Origin of the sequence: Mesorhizobium sp. M7A.F.Ca.AU.002.02.1.1 (assembly GCF_003998535.1) — a bacterium.
GTDB lineage: Bacteria > Pseudomonadota > Alphaproteobacteria > Rhizobiales > Rhizobiaceae > Mesorhizobium > Mesorhizobium ciceri.
Genome location: NZ_RZPB01000047.1, coordinates 1 through 16,583, shown reverse-complemented (window position 1 = coordinate 16,583; position 16,583 = coordinate 1). Strand labels below are relative to the sequence as shown.

The following is a 16,583-nucleotide window of genomic DNA, read 5'->3' as shown; positions in this document are numbered from 1 at the left end:
GCGGCAAGCGTCAGGGCCGCGGTCTGGTCGTGGGTGACATAGAGGATCGTGAGGCCGGGCAGGCTGCGGTGCAGCCGGGCAATCTCCTCGACCATGTTGCGGCGGATCTGGGCGTCGAGCGCCGAGAGCGGCTCGTCGAGCAGGAGCACGCGCGGCCGCACGGCCAAGGCACGCGCAATCGCCACGCGCTGCTGCTGGCCGCCCGAAAGCTCGCGCGGATAGCGCCGGGCATAGGCCGACATGCCGACAGTGCCCAGCGCATCCTTGATCCGCTCACCGATCAGCGCCTTGTCGGCGCCCTGTGCTCTGAGGCCGAAGGCAACGTTGTCCTCGACCCGCATATGCGGAAACAGCGCGTAGTTCTGCACCACCATGCCAAGGCCGCGCTCGTAGGGCGGCAGATCGGTCACATCGGTGGCGCCGATGCGGATCCGCCCGCTGGCGGGTCGCACGAAGCCGGCCACGGCGCGCAAGGCCGTCGTCTTGCCGGAGCCGGATGGGCCGATCATCGCCAGGATCTCGCCAGGTGCGATATCCAGGGTCAGCGGATGCAGGACGACATGCGCGCCATAGGCAACGCTGACCTTGTCGAAATGGACATTGGAGCCGGCGCCGCGAACCTTCGCGGCGTCGATGTCCATGACACTGGTACCAGTAAACGCTGCGGCCGACATGGCGTGGTCCTCCGGGTTTCCCTTGCGGATCAACTTCCGGTCGCTTCGTTCCAGCGCTTGACATAATCGGGTAGCTTGCTCAGCGCGTCGTCCCAGTTCGGCGACCAGATGGTCACGCCTTTCATCGCCTCCTGCGCCTTGGCGAAGTTGGCGTCATCCGGCTTGACGTCCTTGCGAGCCGGCATGCCGAGCGCAACGGAACTGATGCTCGACTGGGCTTCCTTGGAGAGCAGGAAGTCGATCAGTTTCTTGCCGTTGTCTGCGTTGGGTGCGCCGGTGACCAGGCCGATTTCATAGGGCAGCGCGAAGGTGGAGCGCACACCGTCAGGTCCAGCCGGCCAGAACACCTTGATATTGGGATTGTCGGCCATCTGCGACATGTTCATCTGCAGATCGCCATTGGCAACATGCAGCTCACCCTTGTTGACCAGCGCGGTCAGCTTGCCGGTCGAAGCGGAGGGGCCGACATTGTTGTCCTGCAGCTTCTTCATGAACTCGAAGCCGGCATCCTCGCTGCCGAAGGCGTGGATGATCTGCAGCATGACGGCGGTGCCGTCACCGGCCTGGCCGGGGGTAGAATACTGGATCTTGCCCTTGAACTTCGGGTCGAGCAGGTCGTTGTAGGCCTTTGGCGCTTCCGGCAGGACGGCACTGTTGTAGATGAAGTTCATATAGTTGTTGACCAGCGGCCGGTACTTGTCTGTGCCGCCATCGATCTGGTCGGCGGCTTCCGGCTTGTAGTCCTGCAGCAGGCCGTCAGCCGCGGCCCGCTGCACGAAGGGCGGCAAGGTCACCAGCACGTCGGCCTGCGGATTCGACTTTTCCTTGGCGACACGCTCGACGACGCCGCCGGAACCTGCCTCGATATACTGCACGGTGATGCCGGTGGCCTTGGTGAAGGCGGCGAATTCGGTCTCGAACCAGCTGCCATTGCCGTCATGCAGGCCGTCGGCGGAATAGATGGTGACGACGCCGTCGGCGAGTGCCGGTCCGACAAGAGCCGACGACGCCAACAGCGACGCGGCGAAGGCCGTAGCTATGGTTGCCTTTTGCGATTTCATGCTCAGTTCCCCTGTGATTGATGGCACATTCTGCGATGCACTGTGACGATCTCGCCTGTAGGCCGGAGCCTTATGCGGCACCGTTCGATCTCGTCGTTGTGCCGACTTTGGGGACTGACGATCGATAAGTAAAATCTATTTATTTTATGAGAGGCAAATTTTACCTGATAGTTGTCATGGAACTGTCGCAACGCTGGCCTGGCTTCGATTCCGGCCTCGCGGAAGGCCCGCGATTGGGTGCAGAGATGGTGATGGTCAGCCAAATGAAACCCCAGATGTCTGCGCCCGCAGCCGCGGGTCGAACGAACGAACGGTAACCGGCCGGCCTTCGAGAATTTCGAAGCAGCGCGCGAGCGTGTCGTCTTCGAGCCGGCGCATGGCCCCCTGCGTGAAGAAGGTGAGATGCGGAAACAGGATGACGTTGTCGCGGCCGAACAGCGCGCTCATCGGATGGCCCGATTTGGCCAGCGGCTCGACCGAATAGACGTCGAGCCCGGCGCCGCCGATGCGCCCCGAGATGATCGCCTCGACAAGGGCGGCCTCGTCGATCAGCGCGCCGCGCGAGACGTTGACGATGATAGCGGAAGGCTTCAGGCAAGCGAGCTCGGCTTCACCAATCAAGCCGCGCGTCCTGTCGTTCAGCACGCAGTGGAGGGAAACGAAATCGCAGGCGCGCAGCATGACGTGGAGGTCTTCTACCTTCTCGATGCCGGCGGTGCGCATGGTTGCGACATCGACACCGGGATCGAAGCCGAGAACGCGCGCATGAAATCCTTGGCCTGCCATGCGCGCCATGCTGCGGCCGATCTTGCCGCAGCCGACGAGCCCAAGCGTGGCGCCGGACATGTCGCGCCCCAGCCAGCGTTGCTCGGGCCAGATCCAACCATCACGTGACACCGCCGCGGTGATGGAGGGCAGCCGCTTGGCCAGCGCGATCATCAGCGCGAAGGCGCCTTCGGCGACGGTTTCCTCAGCATAATCCGGCACGTTGACAACGGGAATGCCACGCCGCATCGCGGCGGGGATGTCGATGGCATCGACGCCGACGCCATATTTGACAATGCCGTTCAATCTGGGAGCCGCCTCGATCACCCGTGCGGTGATCGGCGTGTAGCACATCAGCAAAAGATCGGCGTCCGCAACGGCCTGCATGAGATCAGCTTCGGGGATGCCGTCCGGCAGCGTCACCAGTTCGACCCCCCTCGCCCGCAAGCCGGCGTCGATGCCGGGACATTCGAGTTCGCGGTCGGTGCGCACGGCCTTCACGGTCAGGCCGCCAGCACCGTGCGCTCGACAATGTCGAGCGCGCCGTCGAGGTCGGTTTTCGAAATGACCAGCGGCGGCGACAGCGTCAACACGTTGCCTTGGCTGATCTTGAAGCTCAGCCCCTGTTCAAGGCAAGCATAGAAGACGCGCTCGGCGAGATCGCGTGCCGGCTGGCGCGTATCGCGATCCTCGACGAGCTCGACGCCGACCATCAGTCCCCTGCCCCTGACGTCGCCGACATGGGGCGAGCGCGCCATCAGGTGCTGCATGCGCCCTAGCATGTGCCGACCGAGTTCGGCCGCGCGCTCGACCAGCCCTTCCTCCAGGATGATGTCGATCGTCGTCAATGCGGCGCGGGTCGTCACCGGGTTCTTCTCGTGGGTGTAGTGGCCGATCGCGAAGCCACCGGTGACGTCGAGATCGCGGCGCGCGATGATGGCGGCGATCGGCAGGACGCCGCCGCCGAGCGACTTGCCGAGGACGACGATGTCAGGCGTCACATCATCATGCTCGTGCGCGAAGAATTTGCCGGTCTTGCCAAGGCCGGTCGGGATCTCGTCGAAGATCAAGAGCGTGCCGTGCCGGTCGCAGGCCTCGCGCACCCGCTTCCAGAAGCCTGGCGGCGGCGGGTTTGGCGTCGCCCGCATCGGTTCGGCGACGACCGCCGCCACGTCCTGCTCGCGGCCAAGGACGTAGGCAATCATGTTGGCGCAGGCGAGGCCCGATGCTTCCAGGGAATCGTGGCCATAGGGGCAGCGATAGCCGTCCCAAGGCGCGACGTGCTCGGTGCCGGTCATCATCGGGCCTGATATGTGCGAGCGGAAGGTCGCCTCGCCACCAACGCTTGCTGCGCCGAAGCCGGCGCCATGGAACGCATCCCAGAACGACACCGTCTTGAAGCGGCCGGTCGCGGCGCGGGCGATCTTCAGCGCGACCTCGATGGCGTCCGAGCCGCCGGTGGTGAACAGCACTTTGCCGAGATTGCCGGGCGCCAATGCCGCCAGCTTCTCGGCCAGTTCGACGGCGGGCTCACAGGTGAAACGGCGCGGCGCAAAGCAGAGCTGATCGAGCTGCTTCTTGATGGCGGCCACAAGCCTCGGGTGGCCATAGCCGAGGTGATGGACGCTGTTGCCGTGGAAATCCATGAAGCGGCGACCGGCGGTGTCCTCGATCCAGATGCCTTGCGCCTTGGCGATCGTCGACAAACAGGGGCTGGACAGGCTCTGGTGCATGAAGGCGGCCGCGTCGCGATCGAGCAGGCCGCGGATCCGCGGATCGCCCTGCCCGGCATCCCAGCGACCGCGAGCCGCTGTGGTGTTGGAATCGCCTTCGGTGTGCACAAGTTCAGATATCGCGGCCATCATGGTCTCCGAAATGCGAATGAGGGAGCGGCGAACGCTCCCTCGATTGTTCTATCCGTCAATGCCGTCCGGTCAGGACCAGGGCAGCGAAAATGTCTTCACATTGGTGTAGCTCTTCATCGCTTCGATGACGCCTTCCTTGTAGCCGTTGCCCGAATCCTTGATGCCGCCGAAGGGCGACATCTCGATGCGATAGCCCGGCACTTCCCAGATGTTGACGGTGCCGACCTGAAGGCCGGCGATGTATTTCTGCATGCGCGGAAAAGAGTTGGTGCAGACGCCCGACGACAGGCCGAAGGCGGTCGAGTTGGAGAGCGCAATCAACGCCTCGTCATCGTCCGGCGCACGCACGATCGGGATGATCGGCCCGAAGGTTTCTTCCATGACCAGCTCGGATGTATGCGGCACGCGATCGACGACGATCGGCGGCAGCAACGCGCCCTGACGACCCGGATTGTAGAGGATTTCGGCGCCTTGCTCGGCAGCCATGTGGACGCGGGCTTCGAACAGCGCCGCCGCCTTCTCGTGCACGACGGTGCCAAGGTCGGTCGCGCGGTCCATCGGATCGCCGAAGCGGATCTTCTTCGCCCGCTCCAGCACCAGCGGCACGAAGCGGTCGGCGACGCTTTCCTGGACCAGGATGCGCTTGACCGCCGTGCAGCGCTGGCCGGAGTTTTTCGTCGCTCCGGCCACTGCTAGGTCCGCCGCCTTTGCCAGATCCTCGTCCGACAAATCGTTGAGGATGATCAGCGGGTCGTTGCCGCCGAGCTCCAGCACCTGGCGCTTGTAGCCGGCGGTGCGGGCGATCATCTTGCCGACCGGCACGCCGCCGGTGAAGGTGATCAGGTCGATGTTTTCATTGGTGATCATCTCGTTGCCGATATCGGCCGGCCAGCCGGTCACCACCGACAGCATTTCAGGCGGCAAACCGGCTTCATAGAGAATGTCGGCCAAGAGAAGCGCCGTCATCGGCGTCAGTTCGGTCGGCTTGACCACCACGCAATTGTTGGTGGCGATCGCCGGCGCCACCTTGTGCGAGACCATGTTGAGCGGATGATTGAACGGCGTGATCGCCGAGATCGCCTTCAACGGCTCGCGAGTGGTGAAGATCTTGCGCGCCTTCCCGTGCGGGGTGAGGTCGCAGGAGAAGATCTGCCCGTCATCCTGGATGCACATCTGCGCCGACAGCGTGAACACGTCATAGGCACGGCCGACCTCATAGAGCGAGTCCGTCTTGGAGATGCCGAGCTCGAGCGTGATGAGATCGGAGATTTCATCGCGGCGCGAGGCCAATGCCTCGGCGGTGCGGAACAGTATCTGCTGACGCTCGTAGCGGGTCAGCTTCGATTTGTAGCCGGCGGCGATCTCGAATGCCTGGCGGGCGTGATCGGCGCGGCCGGCCGGAACGGTGCCGATGACGGTGTCGTTCCAGGGATAGCGAACCTCGACGACGCCTTCGGCATCGACTCGTCTGCCGGCGATGCGCATCGGCTCGTGGCGAACTTTGATGGCGGGGTCGAGCTTGGTCATGGGTTCTGCTCCAGCAGATTCTTGTTGCGCGGAGGATTCGACCCCCACTCCGGCCCTTCGGGCCACCTCTCCCCCGATCGACGGGGGAGAGGAAATCAGGCGAGGTCAGTGCCTCAACGTTTCCAGGTTAAGCCGCGGCTAACCCTGGCGCCTTTCCTCTCCCCCGTCGATCGGGGGAGAGGTGCCGAGCGAAGCTCGGCGGAGTGGGGGTCGACAATCACGCTCGACTCAAGCCAGCGCCGCCGCCATGGTGGCGTAGTAGAAGGCATCGAAATTGCGCAGCGTCGGCTCGTTCGGAAATTCCGGCAGCACACGATTGACGATGAACGGCACCTCCTGCTCGGTCAGCCCGCCATGCGACCGTAGCGGCTCGTTCAGAGCCGCCAGGTCATGGCGATGTTCCGAGGTGCCGATCGTCTTGTTCTCGGTCGAGATCAGCACGATGTCGCCGATGCGATCGGCCGGCAGTTCGAAGCGCTCGCAGGCGGTCGGGCTGTCGACGACCAGCATGATGCTATCGATCTTGGCCAGCCTGGCCATGATATCGGCCTGGTCGGCGCCATCAGGCAGATAGGCGGTGGCGAAGGAACCCAGCGCGCCATGATGCACGACATAGGGGTCGGTGATCGGCAGGATGACGCGGGCGGCATCTTTGCCCAGCCACTCGTCGAGAAGGTCCTGGACATAGACGACATCAGGCGAACCGTCCGCCTTGTGCTTGGGCTTCATGCCATGGTCGGCGGTGACGACGATGGCAGCACCCAGCGCATCGAGCTCGGTCAGGTATTTGTCGAACATCTCGTAGAAGGCGTTGGCCTGCGGCACGCCGGGCGCATATTTGTGCTGCACATAGTCGGTGGTCGTCAGATACATGATGTCGGGGCGGAATTCCTTCAGCAGCTGGACGCCGGCGGCGAAGACGAATTCCGACAGCTCGGCCGAATAAACCTCCGGCACCGGCAGCCCAAAGTGCTTCGAGGCATTGTCGATGCCGTGCTCGGCCTTGCTGGTGGTGTCGGATTTTTCCGCAGAGAAGCACAGCGCGCGGCCTTCGTCGAAGGCGAGGCCCTTGCCGAGCAGCGCACGCAGCTTGTCCTTGGCGGTGACCACGGCGACCTTGGCGCCGGCATCGTAGAAGGCCTGGAAGATGGTCGACGCGCGCAGGAAGCGCGGGTCGTTCATCATCACTTCCTTGCCGGTCTCGCGCTCATAGAGATAGTTGCCGCAGATGCCATGCACCGACGGCGGCCGGCCGGTGGCGATCGACAGATTGTTGGGGTTGGTGAAGCTCGGAATGACAGAGTGCGCAAAGCGCACCGTGCCCTTCTGCTTGATCCTGACCAGAGCCGGCATCAGCCCGGCCTTTATCGCTTCGTCGAGATAGGCCGGCTCGCAGCCGTCAAGGCAGATGGCGATCGCCGGCACGCGCGGCCAGGCATAGGTGCGGCCGTTGACCGACACGGTGACAGGAGACATCTGGTTCATCTGATATCCTCGAAGTCGGCCGCTTCAGGCGGCGAGTTTGGCGCGTTCGGCAAGTGCCGCGGCGGGTGGGGCGGCGGTGTCGACGCCCATTTCATGAAGCGAGAACGCTGCCGCCTCGACGACGCGGCGCATGACATGTTCGTCCATCTGGCCGATGCAGCCGACGCGGAACGAATCCACGGCGGTCAGCTTGCCCGGATAGATGATGAAGCCCTTGTCCTTCATCAGGTCGTAGAAACGGTCGAACGCGAAACTGGCATGAGCCGGGTTGAAGAAGGTGACGATGATCGGCGACAGCCAGCGATCCCGGAGCAGTGTCTCGAAACCGAGGTCGCGCATGCCGGCCACCATAACGTCGCGGTTCCTCGTATAGCGGGCGCCACGGCCGGCGACGCCGCCTTCGGCCTCATGCTGGCGCAGTGCTTCGAGGAAGGCGGCCACGACATGCGTCGGCGGCGTGTAGCGCCACTGGCCGGTCTTGTTCAGGTGCGCCCACTGGGCGTGGACATCGAGCGACAGCGAATGGCTCCTGCCTTTGGCGGCCTCCAGTTCGCTCTTGCGCGCGATGATGAAGCCAAAACCCGGAACGCCTTCGATGCACTTGTTGGCGGACGAGACCATCGCCTCATAGCGGATTTCGTTGACGTCGAGCGCCACGGCGCCGAACGCACTCATGGAATCGACCAGCAGCTTGCGACCCTTGGCATGGACGGCTTCGGCAATTTCAGCGACCGGGTTGAGGATGCCGGAACTGGTCTCGCAATGGATGGCGATGACATGGGTGATATCAGGGTCGGCCGCGAGGGCCGCTGCCACCTCGTCGCCGCGCGGGGGCAGATAGTCACCCTTGTCGATCAGCGTATAGGCGCGGCCGAGATACTGCATGGTCTGCGCGGCGCGCAGGCCGTAGGCGCCGTTGGCCAGCACAAGAACCTTGCCGTCCCTGGGCACGAACGACCCCAGCATCGCTTCGACGCAGAAAGAACCGCTGCCTTGCATCGGCACGCAGTCGAACTCATCGTTCCTGTCCCCGGTCAGCGCCAGCAGCCGGCGACGCATATCCGATGTCATGGCGCGGAAGTCGCCGTCCCACGATCCCCAGTCGCGCAACATCGCCTGCTTGACCGAATAGGCCGTGGTGAGCGGCCCCGGGGTCAGAAGATACGGCTCGCCCAGCGCCGGGCTGGCCAGCGGCTCCGCGGCAAATTTCGTCTCGGCGAGCATGTTGTCCTCCGCTCGATCTGCGTTCGATGTGGCCTTATTCTTGGCCTGAATGATCTATTTGTAAAATCGTTATTTTGTATCGATGTATAGATTTTAGTGATGGCCTGCCGGGCGGGAATCCGTCCTCAGGCCATTGCAGGAGCCCTCACTTCCGCAGCCCCTCTCGCCAGCCGGCTTTCGAGCAGATCACCGCTCTGCGTCAGCAAGGGATAAGCGACCGAGGCCATCAGCGAGTTGATCTCCTTCAGCGCCCGCACGGCCTCCAGGTGGATGTCGCTGGTGTCGATGCTCTGCGGCATTCCCGATTGCAGGCGCTTGAGGTGACGGTCGTGGCTCGTGCGTTCCAGTCTGCGCATCCGCTCCTTCTCGACGACGAGTTGCCGCGCCGAATCGAGATCGCTCGACACCAGCACATTGAGTGCAAGCTGCATGTTGGCCATGACACGGTTGTGAAGCCCGGCCAGTTCGCTCCAGCCGTCGCGTGAGAAGCGCAGGTTCTTGTCACGCAGCTCCTGGGTGAGCACGAGCAGGTTCTTGGCGACGATGTCGCCGGCGCGTTCGAGATTGATGGCGAAGTCGGTGAGCTCGATGCCGCGCTGCGCTTCGGCCACGCTCATGCTGCCGCGATTGACTTCGGCAATGTAGAGCTTGATTTCGGTATGGGCGCGGTTGACCTCCTCATCGAGTTTTTGAGCCTGGCGTATCTGGTCGCCGGTGCCGGCGTCGAAGAAATCCATCACTGGGCGCAGCATCACCTCGACGACTTCGCCCATGCGCAGCAGCTCGCGGGTGGCACTGGCTAGCGCAAGACCGGGTGTGCGCATGACGGTGCGGTCGAGCGCGCTGGTGCGGCGCGACATCAGGTCTCCACCCTCTCCGGCCTTTGCCACCGGCCTGTCTGCGATCAACAAGGCGACCAGCCGCTCCATCATGCCGGTGAACGGCAAGCAGCAGATGACCAGCACCAGATTGAAGGCAAGGTGCAGGTTGACCAGCTGGCGGCCTTCGGTTGCGCCGAACAGATGCGCCGGGAAGGTCACGGCCTGAAGCGCGAACAAAGCCGCCAGCGCCGCCGTGCCGCGAAAGATCAGATTGCCGAGCGGGATACGGCGCGCCTCGACGGCTTCGCCGCGCGTCAGCCAAACCGCGATCAGCGCGCCGCCGCAATTGGCGCCGAGGATGAAGAACAGACCGACCTCGACCGGCAAGACGCCTTGTGCGGCAAGCGTGACGAACAGCAGGATCGCCGCGACGCTGGAGTGGATCAGCCATGTGAACAGGGCAGCGGCGGCAAAGGCGGTGAAATAGTCCGCGCGCAGATAGGAGATCACCAGTGGCAGCAAGGTGCTCTGCCGCATCGGTGCGGTCGCCTCGCCGATCATATGCAGCGACAACAGGACGAAGGCGACCCCCATCAGGATTCGCCCGCTATGCCTGATGCCAGCCACTTCGAACTTCAGGGCCATCGCGCCGCCGACCAGGATCAGCGCCGGCACAAGCCAGCTGAGGTCGAACGACAGCACCTGCACGACCAGGGCGGAACCGAGATCGGCGCCCAGCAGGATCGCCAGCCCGGCCGACACCGAAACCATGCCGCTGGCGGCAAACCCGGCCGCCAGGATAGCGACGGCGGTCGAGCTCTGCAGCAGCACGGCAAGCACGGTGCCGACGCCGGCCGATCTGATCCGCTCACCCCGGGCTTGCCTCAGGGCATCACGCAAAGCGGGCCCGCAGGCCCGCTCGACACCCGTGCGCACCATATGCACGGCCCAGAGCAGCAGCATGACCGCACCCGCCAGATGCAGCAGGATGATGGAAAATTGCATGGCGACGCCTCCGGTGCCAACGGCCGGCAGGGATGTCGACCCATGCTCAGGCTGAGGGTCGGCAAAACATAAGTCAAATCGTTCCTTTCGATCTTTTCCTAAGCAATCCTTATGATAAGATGTCGGCGATTTCAGAAGTGTCGGAGGCACGGGAGATGCGCTACGTCCAGTTGCGAGCCTTTCACCAGGTGGCCATCTGCGGTGGCTTTTCTCGCGCCGCCGAGGCGCTCTTCCTGACCCAGCCGGCGATCTCGGACCAGGTGCGCAAGCTCGAGGAAGAGTATGATGTGCTGCTGTTCAACCGGAACAAGAAGCAGGTCACGCTGACCCATTCGGGCCAGAAATTGCTCGAAATAACCCACCGCATGTTCGATACCGAGCAACAGGCGCTCGAACTCCTGACGGAGTCCCGCGCCCTGCGTTCCGGCACGCTGCGCATCGTCGCCGATGCCGCACATCATCTGCTTCATATTCTCGGCAGCTTCCGGGCCCGCTACCCCGGCGTGCAGGTTTCGGTGCGCGCCGGCAACACCGAGACGGTGATCAGCAGCCTCTACAGCTACGATGCCGATATCGGCGTGCTGGGCGAGGTGCCGACGGGGCGCGATTTCGAGGTGCTGAAACTCAACTCGACGCCGATCATCGCGTTTGCATCCGTCGACCACCCGCTGGCCGCGAAAAAGTCGCTCACCCTCAAGCAGCTCGCGCAGGAATCACTGGTCATGCGCGAGCGTGGATCGAAGACGCGTCAGAAACTCGAAGATCTCGCAGCCGCCTCGAAAATCGAATTGAGGCCGGCGATCGAAGCCGAGGGCCGCGAAGCCGTCCGCGAGATCGTCGCCTCGGGCGCCGGCATCGGCTTTGTCTCGGCGGCCGAATTCGGCCAGGATTCGCGGCTGGTGCCGATCACCATCGATGCTCCCGAGACCCTGATGGACGAGGCGTTGATCTGCCTGCGTGAACGCAGCGGCGGCAAACTGGTGCGGGCTTTCCTGGATATGGCGCGCTCGATGTCAGCGGATTAAGCGGCGGCCCTGATCTCCACCGCATCAGCCTTCACCCGCTCCGACTTCGGGTCGTAGGGGCTGCGCAGATGTGCTGTCGCGGCATGGCGAACGCCGGCAAGGTCGATCTCGAAACGACCACCGGTGAGAAATGCAGCGTCGACGCCCGCCTCGTTCTCGATCAGGCCGAGCGCCACCGAGCGGCCAAGCGTGTGGCCGTAGGCGGCCGAGCGGACTTCGCCGACCGGCTTGCGGTCGCGCAGGATCAGTTCGCCGCCCCACAGCATCGGCTCGGCATCATCGAGCGTGAACAGCACGATGCGTCTTGCCGGTGCTGCCGATGGCTTCGTCTCAACCAGCGCGTCGCGGCCGATAAAGTCACCTGGCTTGTCCATCGCCACGGCGAAGCCAAGCCCGGCCTGCCAGGGGTCGATATCAGGCGTCAACTCCCTGCCCCAGGCGCGAAAACCCTTTTCGATGCGCAAGGCATCGAGCGCATAGTAGCCGGCGTCCAGCAGACCGAATTCACGGCCCGCCTCATGCAACGCCTCATAGACGCCGACGGCGAATTCTGTCGGCACGATCAGTTCCCAGCCCAGTTCGCCGACATAGGTCATACGGTTGGCATAGGCGGTGGCATAGCCGATATCGATCTCGCGGATGGTGGCGAAGGGAAAGCCGGCGTTGGAAAGATCGGCCGAGGAGAGTTTGCCCAGCAGATCGCGTGATCGCGGTCCCATCAACGCCAGCACCGCGTAGGACGAGGTGACGTCGGTCACGATTGCATGCGCGTCGGATGGAATGTTTTTGACGATCCAGTCGGCATCGTGGACAGCTTGTGCGGACCCGGTGACGATGAGGAATTTCTCCGCGCCGAGCCGCATAACGGTGAGATCGCTCTCATAGCCACCGCGTGCATTGAGCACGCCCGTGTAAACAGACGTACCGTCCGGTACCTCAATATTTCCGGCGCAGATCCAGTTGAGCACGGCGCAGGCATCGCGGCCCTGCACGAGGAGCTTGGCGAAAGAGGTCTGGTCGAAGACGGCGACGGCTTCGCGTGTCGCCTTCATTTCGCGCTTGACCGCCTCGTGCCAGTTCTGGCGGCCGAAGGCATAGTCGTTCTCGGTCTTCTCTCCCGGTGCCGCGAACCAGTTGGCGCGCTCCCAGCCCATCTTGGAACCGAAGCAGGCACCTTTGGCGGCGACCCGGTCGTAGAGCGGCGAGCGGCGGAACGGCCGCGCCGTGTCCAGTTCACGGTTCGGCCACGGCATGGCGTAATGCAAGCCGAGCGTTTCCTTGACACGGTCATGCAGCCAGCGCGGATTGTTGTTGAAGGAGGCGAAACGCCTGATGTCGACCGGCCACAAATCCATGGTCGGCGCGCTGTTGACGATCCATTCCGCCAGCGCCCTGCCCGCGCCGCCGGCGCTGGCGATGCCCATGGAGTTGAAGCCGGCGCCGACATAGAAATTCTTCAGTTCCGGCGCCTCGCCGAGGAGAAAATTGTTGTCCGGCGTGAAGCTTTCGGGACCGTTGTAGAATTTCTTGACCTCGGCCTTGGCCAATTGCGGCACGCGGACCAGCGCGTTTTCCATCAGGATCTCGAACTGATCCCAATCGTCCGGCAACAGCGCGAACTCGAAATTTTCGGGAATGCCATTCATGCCCCACGGCTTGGCGTGCGGCTCAAAGCCACCCATGACCAGGCCGCCGACCTCTTCCTTGAAATAGATGAACCCGTCGGGGTCGCGCATGACCGGCAGGTCCGGATGCACGCCCTCGATCCTGCCGGTAACGATGTACATGTGCTCGGCCGAATGCAGCGGCACCGAGACGCCGCACATCAGCCCGACCTTGCGCGCCCACTGGCCGGCGCAATTGACGACGATCTCGGCGGCAATGTTGCCGCGGTCCGTCTCGACACCGCAGGCGACGCCGTTCTTCACGCTGATGCCGGTGACCTTGACCCGCTCGAAAATTTTCGCGCCGCGATTGCGCGCACCCTTGGCCAGCGATTGCGTGAGATCGGTCGGATTGGCCTTGCCGTCGCCCGGCAGCCAGACGGCTCCGACCAGATCGTCGGTCGCCATGACCGGCCATAGATCGGCCGCCTCCTTCGGCGAAATCACGTCGATCTCGACGCCTTGGGCGCGAGCCGATGCGGCCGTGCGCTTCAGCACCGTCATGCGGTCGGCGGTCCGCGCCACCGACAGCGAGCCACAATTCTTCCAACCGGTGGCGAGCCCGGTCTCGGCCTCCAGCTCGCCATAGAGCTGCGTGGAGTATTTGATCAGGCTGGTCATGTTGGAATGACTGCGCAACTGGCCGACAAGCCCTGCGGCGTGCCAGGTGGTGCCACCGCTGAGTTGCCCCTGTTCGAGCAGCACGACATCGGTCCAACCGAGCTTCGTCAGATGATAGGCGACCGAGCAGCCAATGATACCGCCGCCGACGATGACGACGCGCGCTTGCGTAGGGAATTCGTTTGCCATGGGACATCCTGCCGTTTTGACACCGGTTGGATCATAGCAGCCGAATTCCAAATATCAACACAAAATACCACAAAATATCACATCAAAGAGGCAATCATCAGCTCAGGCCCTTTGCGCGCAAGCGCTTCAGCGATGTCAGCCTGCGGTTTCGCGTCGACGATCACGCCGGCGGCGCGTTGAAAATTCGGAATCCTGAGCGGCGTCAGCTTTGCGAACTTGCTGCTGTCGAGAACGAAGTAGGTTTTGGCGGCAAGCGCGATCATGCGGCTGCGCTGTTCGGCGCCGGCGCGGGTGAAATCGGTCACCTCGCCGTCGGGCGACAGCGCGCCACCACCGAGGAACGCGATGTCGACGCGAAAGCGCGACATGGCTTCGAGCATGTCGATTCCCGAGGCCGCTTCCTCGCCCGGATCGACTTCGCCACCCAGCACATGCACGCGCATGCCTGAGACGTGGCACAGCAGAAGCGCGATCTTCAGGCTCGCCGTGCAGATGGTGAGATCGCGCAGGTCGGCCATGGCTTGTGCGATGGCCAATGTGGTGGTGCCGGAATCGAGGAACACCACCATGCCGTCCTTTACAAGACCGGCGGCCAGCCTGCCGATCGCGGCCTTGCCTCCGGCATTTTCGTGGCTGCGCAAGCTCATTGCCGGTTCGCTCGGCTCGAAGCGGGCGGCGCCGCCATGGACGATGCCGAGCCGTCCCTTATCCGACAGCAGCTTCAAATCACGGCGGATGGTTTCGCGCGAGACATCGAAGAACCCGGCCAGTTCGGCGACACTGACAGACCCCTGGGCGCCCAGCCGCCGCAGGATCTCTTCGTGGCGACGTGGAGCAAGGGCGCGCGCCGGCAGGCTGCTGTCGGGGGACATGATGATCCTCGGATCGAGTAGCGATGTTGCAATATGTGGCAGTGATCGTGCGCAGAGGCAACTCAAGCCATGTCGTCAGGATTTTCGCGACAGGCCATCTTCCCTGATCGCGCTGACCAGCGTCTCGCTTCCCTCGCGAAGATGCTGCCTCAGAATGCCTATGGCCCTGTCGCCGTCGCGCCGCCGGCAGGCGGCCAGCAGATCGCGGTGCTCCGTCTGCGAGCGGCTGCGATAGTCCAGGTTCGACAGCAGGATGCGGACGTAGCGATCGGCGGCATTGTGGTGCGCCTCGATTAAGGCCAGCAATCGATTGTTGCCGCAGGCATCGTAGAGAGCCAGATGAAAGGCACGGTTCAGCGCGCCCCATCGGCCGACATTGCGCTCCGCGTCGATCTGATCGAGAACCTGTTCCGCCTCGTCGAGCCTGTCACCGGCGAGATTGGGAAGCGAAAGCCGCAACGCCTCGCATTCGAGCAATTCGCGCAGTGCATAGATTTCACTGATCTCGGCGCTGTCCATCCGGGCGACCTGCGCGCCTTTTGTCGGATGGATGGAAACAATGCCTTCGGCTTCCAATTGGCGAAGGGCGTCACGAATTGGCATGCGGCTGAAGCCAAACTGCTCGGCCAATTCGTCCTGGCGCAGCGAAGTGCCCGCCTTGATGGTGCCACTGGCAATCGCTTCGCGCAGGACATTGGCGACCTGTTCGGCCACGGTTCGCGGCCCCTGCATCACGCTTTCCGCAAATCCTGGCAATCGATGCTCCCGTTTGACGCGGGGCGCTCAGCCTAACGGAAACCCCTCTGCATGGATATATGTATGCCTGTATATGCACACGTTCGGCATCAATTGCCAGACTTGCCCGAATTCCTGCGCCAAGGCCTGATCTGCGTATTTTACCGGCGCTTCGCTTGCCTGGCGTCAGCCGCCGAAGCGCGGTTCCGCAACGCCCCTAACGCCAAGGCCTGATATGGCGAACAGGCTGCCGCGCAAAACGCCGTCGCCGGGAAAACGCGGCAGCGGCGGCTTGGCCATCGAGGTGACGTAGAGGGTGTCGAGCTTCGGTCCGCCGAACATGACGCTGGTGATCTTCTTGACCGGCATGTCGATGATGCGATCGATGCTGCCATCGGGCGCGTAGCGCACCAGCCTTCCGTCATAGACCAGCGCATTCCAGAGATAGCCCTCGGCATCGACGGTCGAGCCGTCCGCCGCACCGCCTCGGCTGGTGTCGACGCGCACGAAGGTACGCCTGTTGGTGGCGGCACCGGTGGCGATATCGTAGTCGTAGGCCCATATCTCGCCGGTCCAGGTATCGGCGAAATAGAAGGTGCGGTCGTCGGGGCTCCAGCATGGACCGTTGGAGCAGATGATGCCGGAATCGATCCGGGTGACGGAAAAATCCGGATCGAGCCTGTAGAGACCGCCGGACGGCCCCTCTTCCATCGTATCCATGGAGCCGGCGAAGAAACGGCCGCGCCGGTCGACCTTGCCGTCGTTGAGCCGGTTCATCGGCTTGTCCGGCTCGGGATCGTGGATCAGCGTCACCTCGCCGGTGGCGAAATCGAGCAGATGGAAGCCGCGCTGCAGCGAGACGACAGCGCCGCCGCCGTCCTTGCGCAGCGCCATTGAGCCGATCTTCATCGGCACGTCCCATGACCGGATCTCGCGCCCGTCGGCGGTCGCCCGAAACACGCGCCCGTCGAAGCTGTCGATCCAGTAGAGTCGTTCCTGTTCGACGTCCCACAGCGGTCCTTCGCCCAGTGTGGTCTTCACGTCCACCAC

Annotated in this window: 13 protein-coding genes; 1 reads left to right on the top strand and 12 read right to left on the bottom strand. The window is 63.5% G+C overall.

Annotated elements, in window-relative coordinates; all coding sequences use genetic code 11:
- The 8 genes from EN879_RS05370 to EN879_RS05335 all read right to left on the bottom strand — a co-directional run.
- On the bottom strand, window positions 1–674 hold a 674-nt coding region (locus EN879_RS05370; RefSeq protein WP_127273974.1), incomplete at its 3' end, for an ATP-binding cassette domain-containing protein.
- Between the two features lie 29 nt (window positions 675–703).
- A complete protein-coding gene (locus EN879_RS05365; protein ID WP_063167536.1) occupies window positions 704–1,735 on the bottom strand; it encodes a 2-aminoethylphosphonate ABC transporter substrate-binding protein in 1,032 nt (343 codons plus the stop codon).
- 255 nt (window positions 1,736–1,990) lie between these two features.
- Window positions 1,991–3,001: a C-terminal binding protein gene (locus EN879_RS05360; RefSeq protein ID WP_013533036.1), complete on the bottom strand. Its 1,011-nt coding sequence runs from the start codon at window positions 2,999–3,001 to the stop codon at window positions 1,991–1,993.
- 2 nt (window positions 3,002–3,003) lie between these two features.
- Window positions 3,004–4,362 (bottom strand): aspartate aminotransferase family protein, encoded by a 1,359-nt coding sequence (locus EN879_RS05355; protein ID WP_063167535.1) that lies wholly within the window; start codon window positions 4,360–4,362, stop codon window positions 3,004–3,006.
- A 72-nt stretch (window positions 4,363–4,434) separates the two neighbouring features.
- Window positions 4,435–5,892, bottom strand: coding sequence for a phosphonoacetaldehyde dehydrogenase (phnY, locus tag EN879_RS05350; RefSeq protein WP_063167534.1), 1,458 nt, complete (start codon window positions 5,890–5,892; stop codon window positions 4,435–4,437).
- 228 nt (window positions 5,893–6,120) lie between these two features.
- Window positions 6,121–7,377, bottom strand: coding sequence for a phosphonoacetate hydrolase (phnA, locus tag EN879_RS05345; protein WP_063167533.1), 1,257 nt, complete (start codon window positions 7,375–7,377; stop codon window positions 6,121–6,123).
- A gap of 24 nt (window positions 7,378–7,401) precedes the next feature.
- The gene (locus tag EN879_RS05340) at window positions 7,402–8,601 is read right to left on the bottom strand and encodes a 2-aminoethylphosphonate--pyruvate transaminase (protein WP_063167532.1); all 1,200 of its coding nucleotides are present in this window, start codon (window positions 8,599–8,601) and stop codon (window positions 7,402–7,404) included.
- A gap of 125 nt (window positions 8,602–8,726) precedes the next feature.
- Window positions 8,727–10,427, bottom strand: a complete 1,701-nt coding sequence (locus EN879_RS05335; RefSeq protein ID WP_063167531.1) for a Na/Pi cotransporter family protein — start codon at window positions 10,425–10,427, stop codon at window positions 8,727–8,729.
- A 155-nt stretch (window positions 10,428–10,582) separates the two neighbouring features.
- Here EN879_RS05335 and EN879_RS05330 point away from each other — a divergent pair, with 155 nt between their 5' ends.
- Window positions 10,583–11,452: a LysR substrate-binding domain-containing protein gene (locus EN879_RS05330; protein WP_013533042.1), complete on the top strand. Its 870-nt coding sequence runs from the start codon at window positions 10,583–10,585 to the stop codon at window positions 11,450–11,452.
- Here EN879_RS05330 and EN879_RS05325 read toward each other — a convergent pair.
- The 4 genes from EN879_RS05325 to EN879_RS05310 all read right to left on the bottom strand — a co-directional run.
- Window positions 11,449–13,926: an FAD-dependent oxidoreductase gene (locus EN879_RS05325; RefSeq protein ID WP_063167530.1), complete on the bottom strand. Its 2,478-nt coding sequence runs from the start codon at window positions 13,924–13,926 to the stop codon at window positions 11,449–11,451. The two genes, EN879_RS05330 and EN879_RS05325, sit on opposite strands and share 4 nt — an antisense overlap.
- 77 nt (window positions 13,927–14,003) lie before the next feature.
- Window positions 14,004–14,798 carry a DeoR/GlpR family DNA-binding transcription regulator gene (locus EN879_RS05320; protein WP_063167529.1) on the bottom strand — a complete coding sequence of 265 codons (795 nt, stop codon included), beginning with the start codon at window positions 14,796–14,798 and terminating at the stop codon, window positions 14,004–14,006.
- Window positions 14,799–14,873: 75 nt separating this feature from the next.
- Window positions 14,874–15,530, bottom strand: coding sequence for a GntR family transcriptional regulator (locus tag EN879_RS05315; RefSeq protein WP_063167528.1), 657 nt, complete (start codon window positions 15,528–15,530; stop codon window positions 14,874–14,876).
- 189 nt (window positions 15,531–15,719) lie between these two features.
- The coding region (locus EN879_RS05310; RefSeq protein ID WP_245493796.1) for an SMP-30/gluconolactonase/LRE family protein at window positions 15,720–16,583 on the bottom strand (864 nt) is incomplete at its 5' end.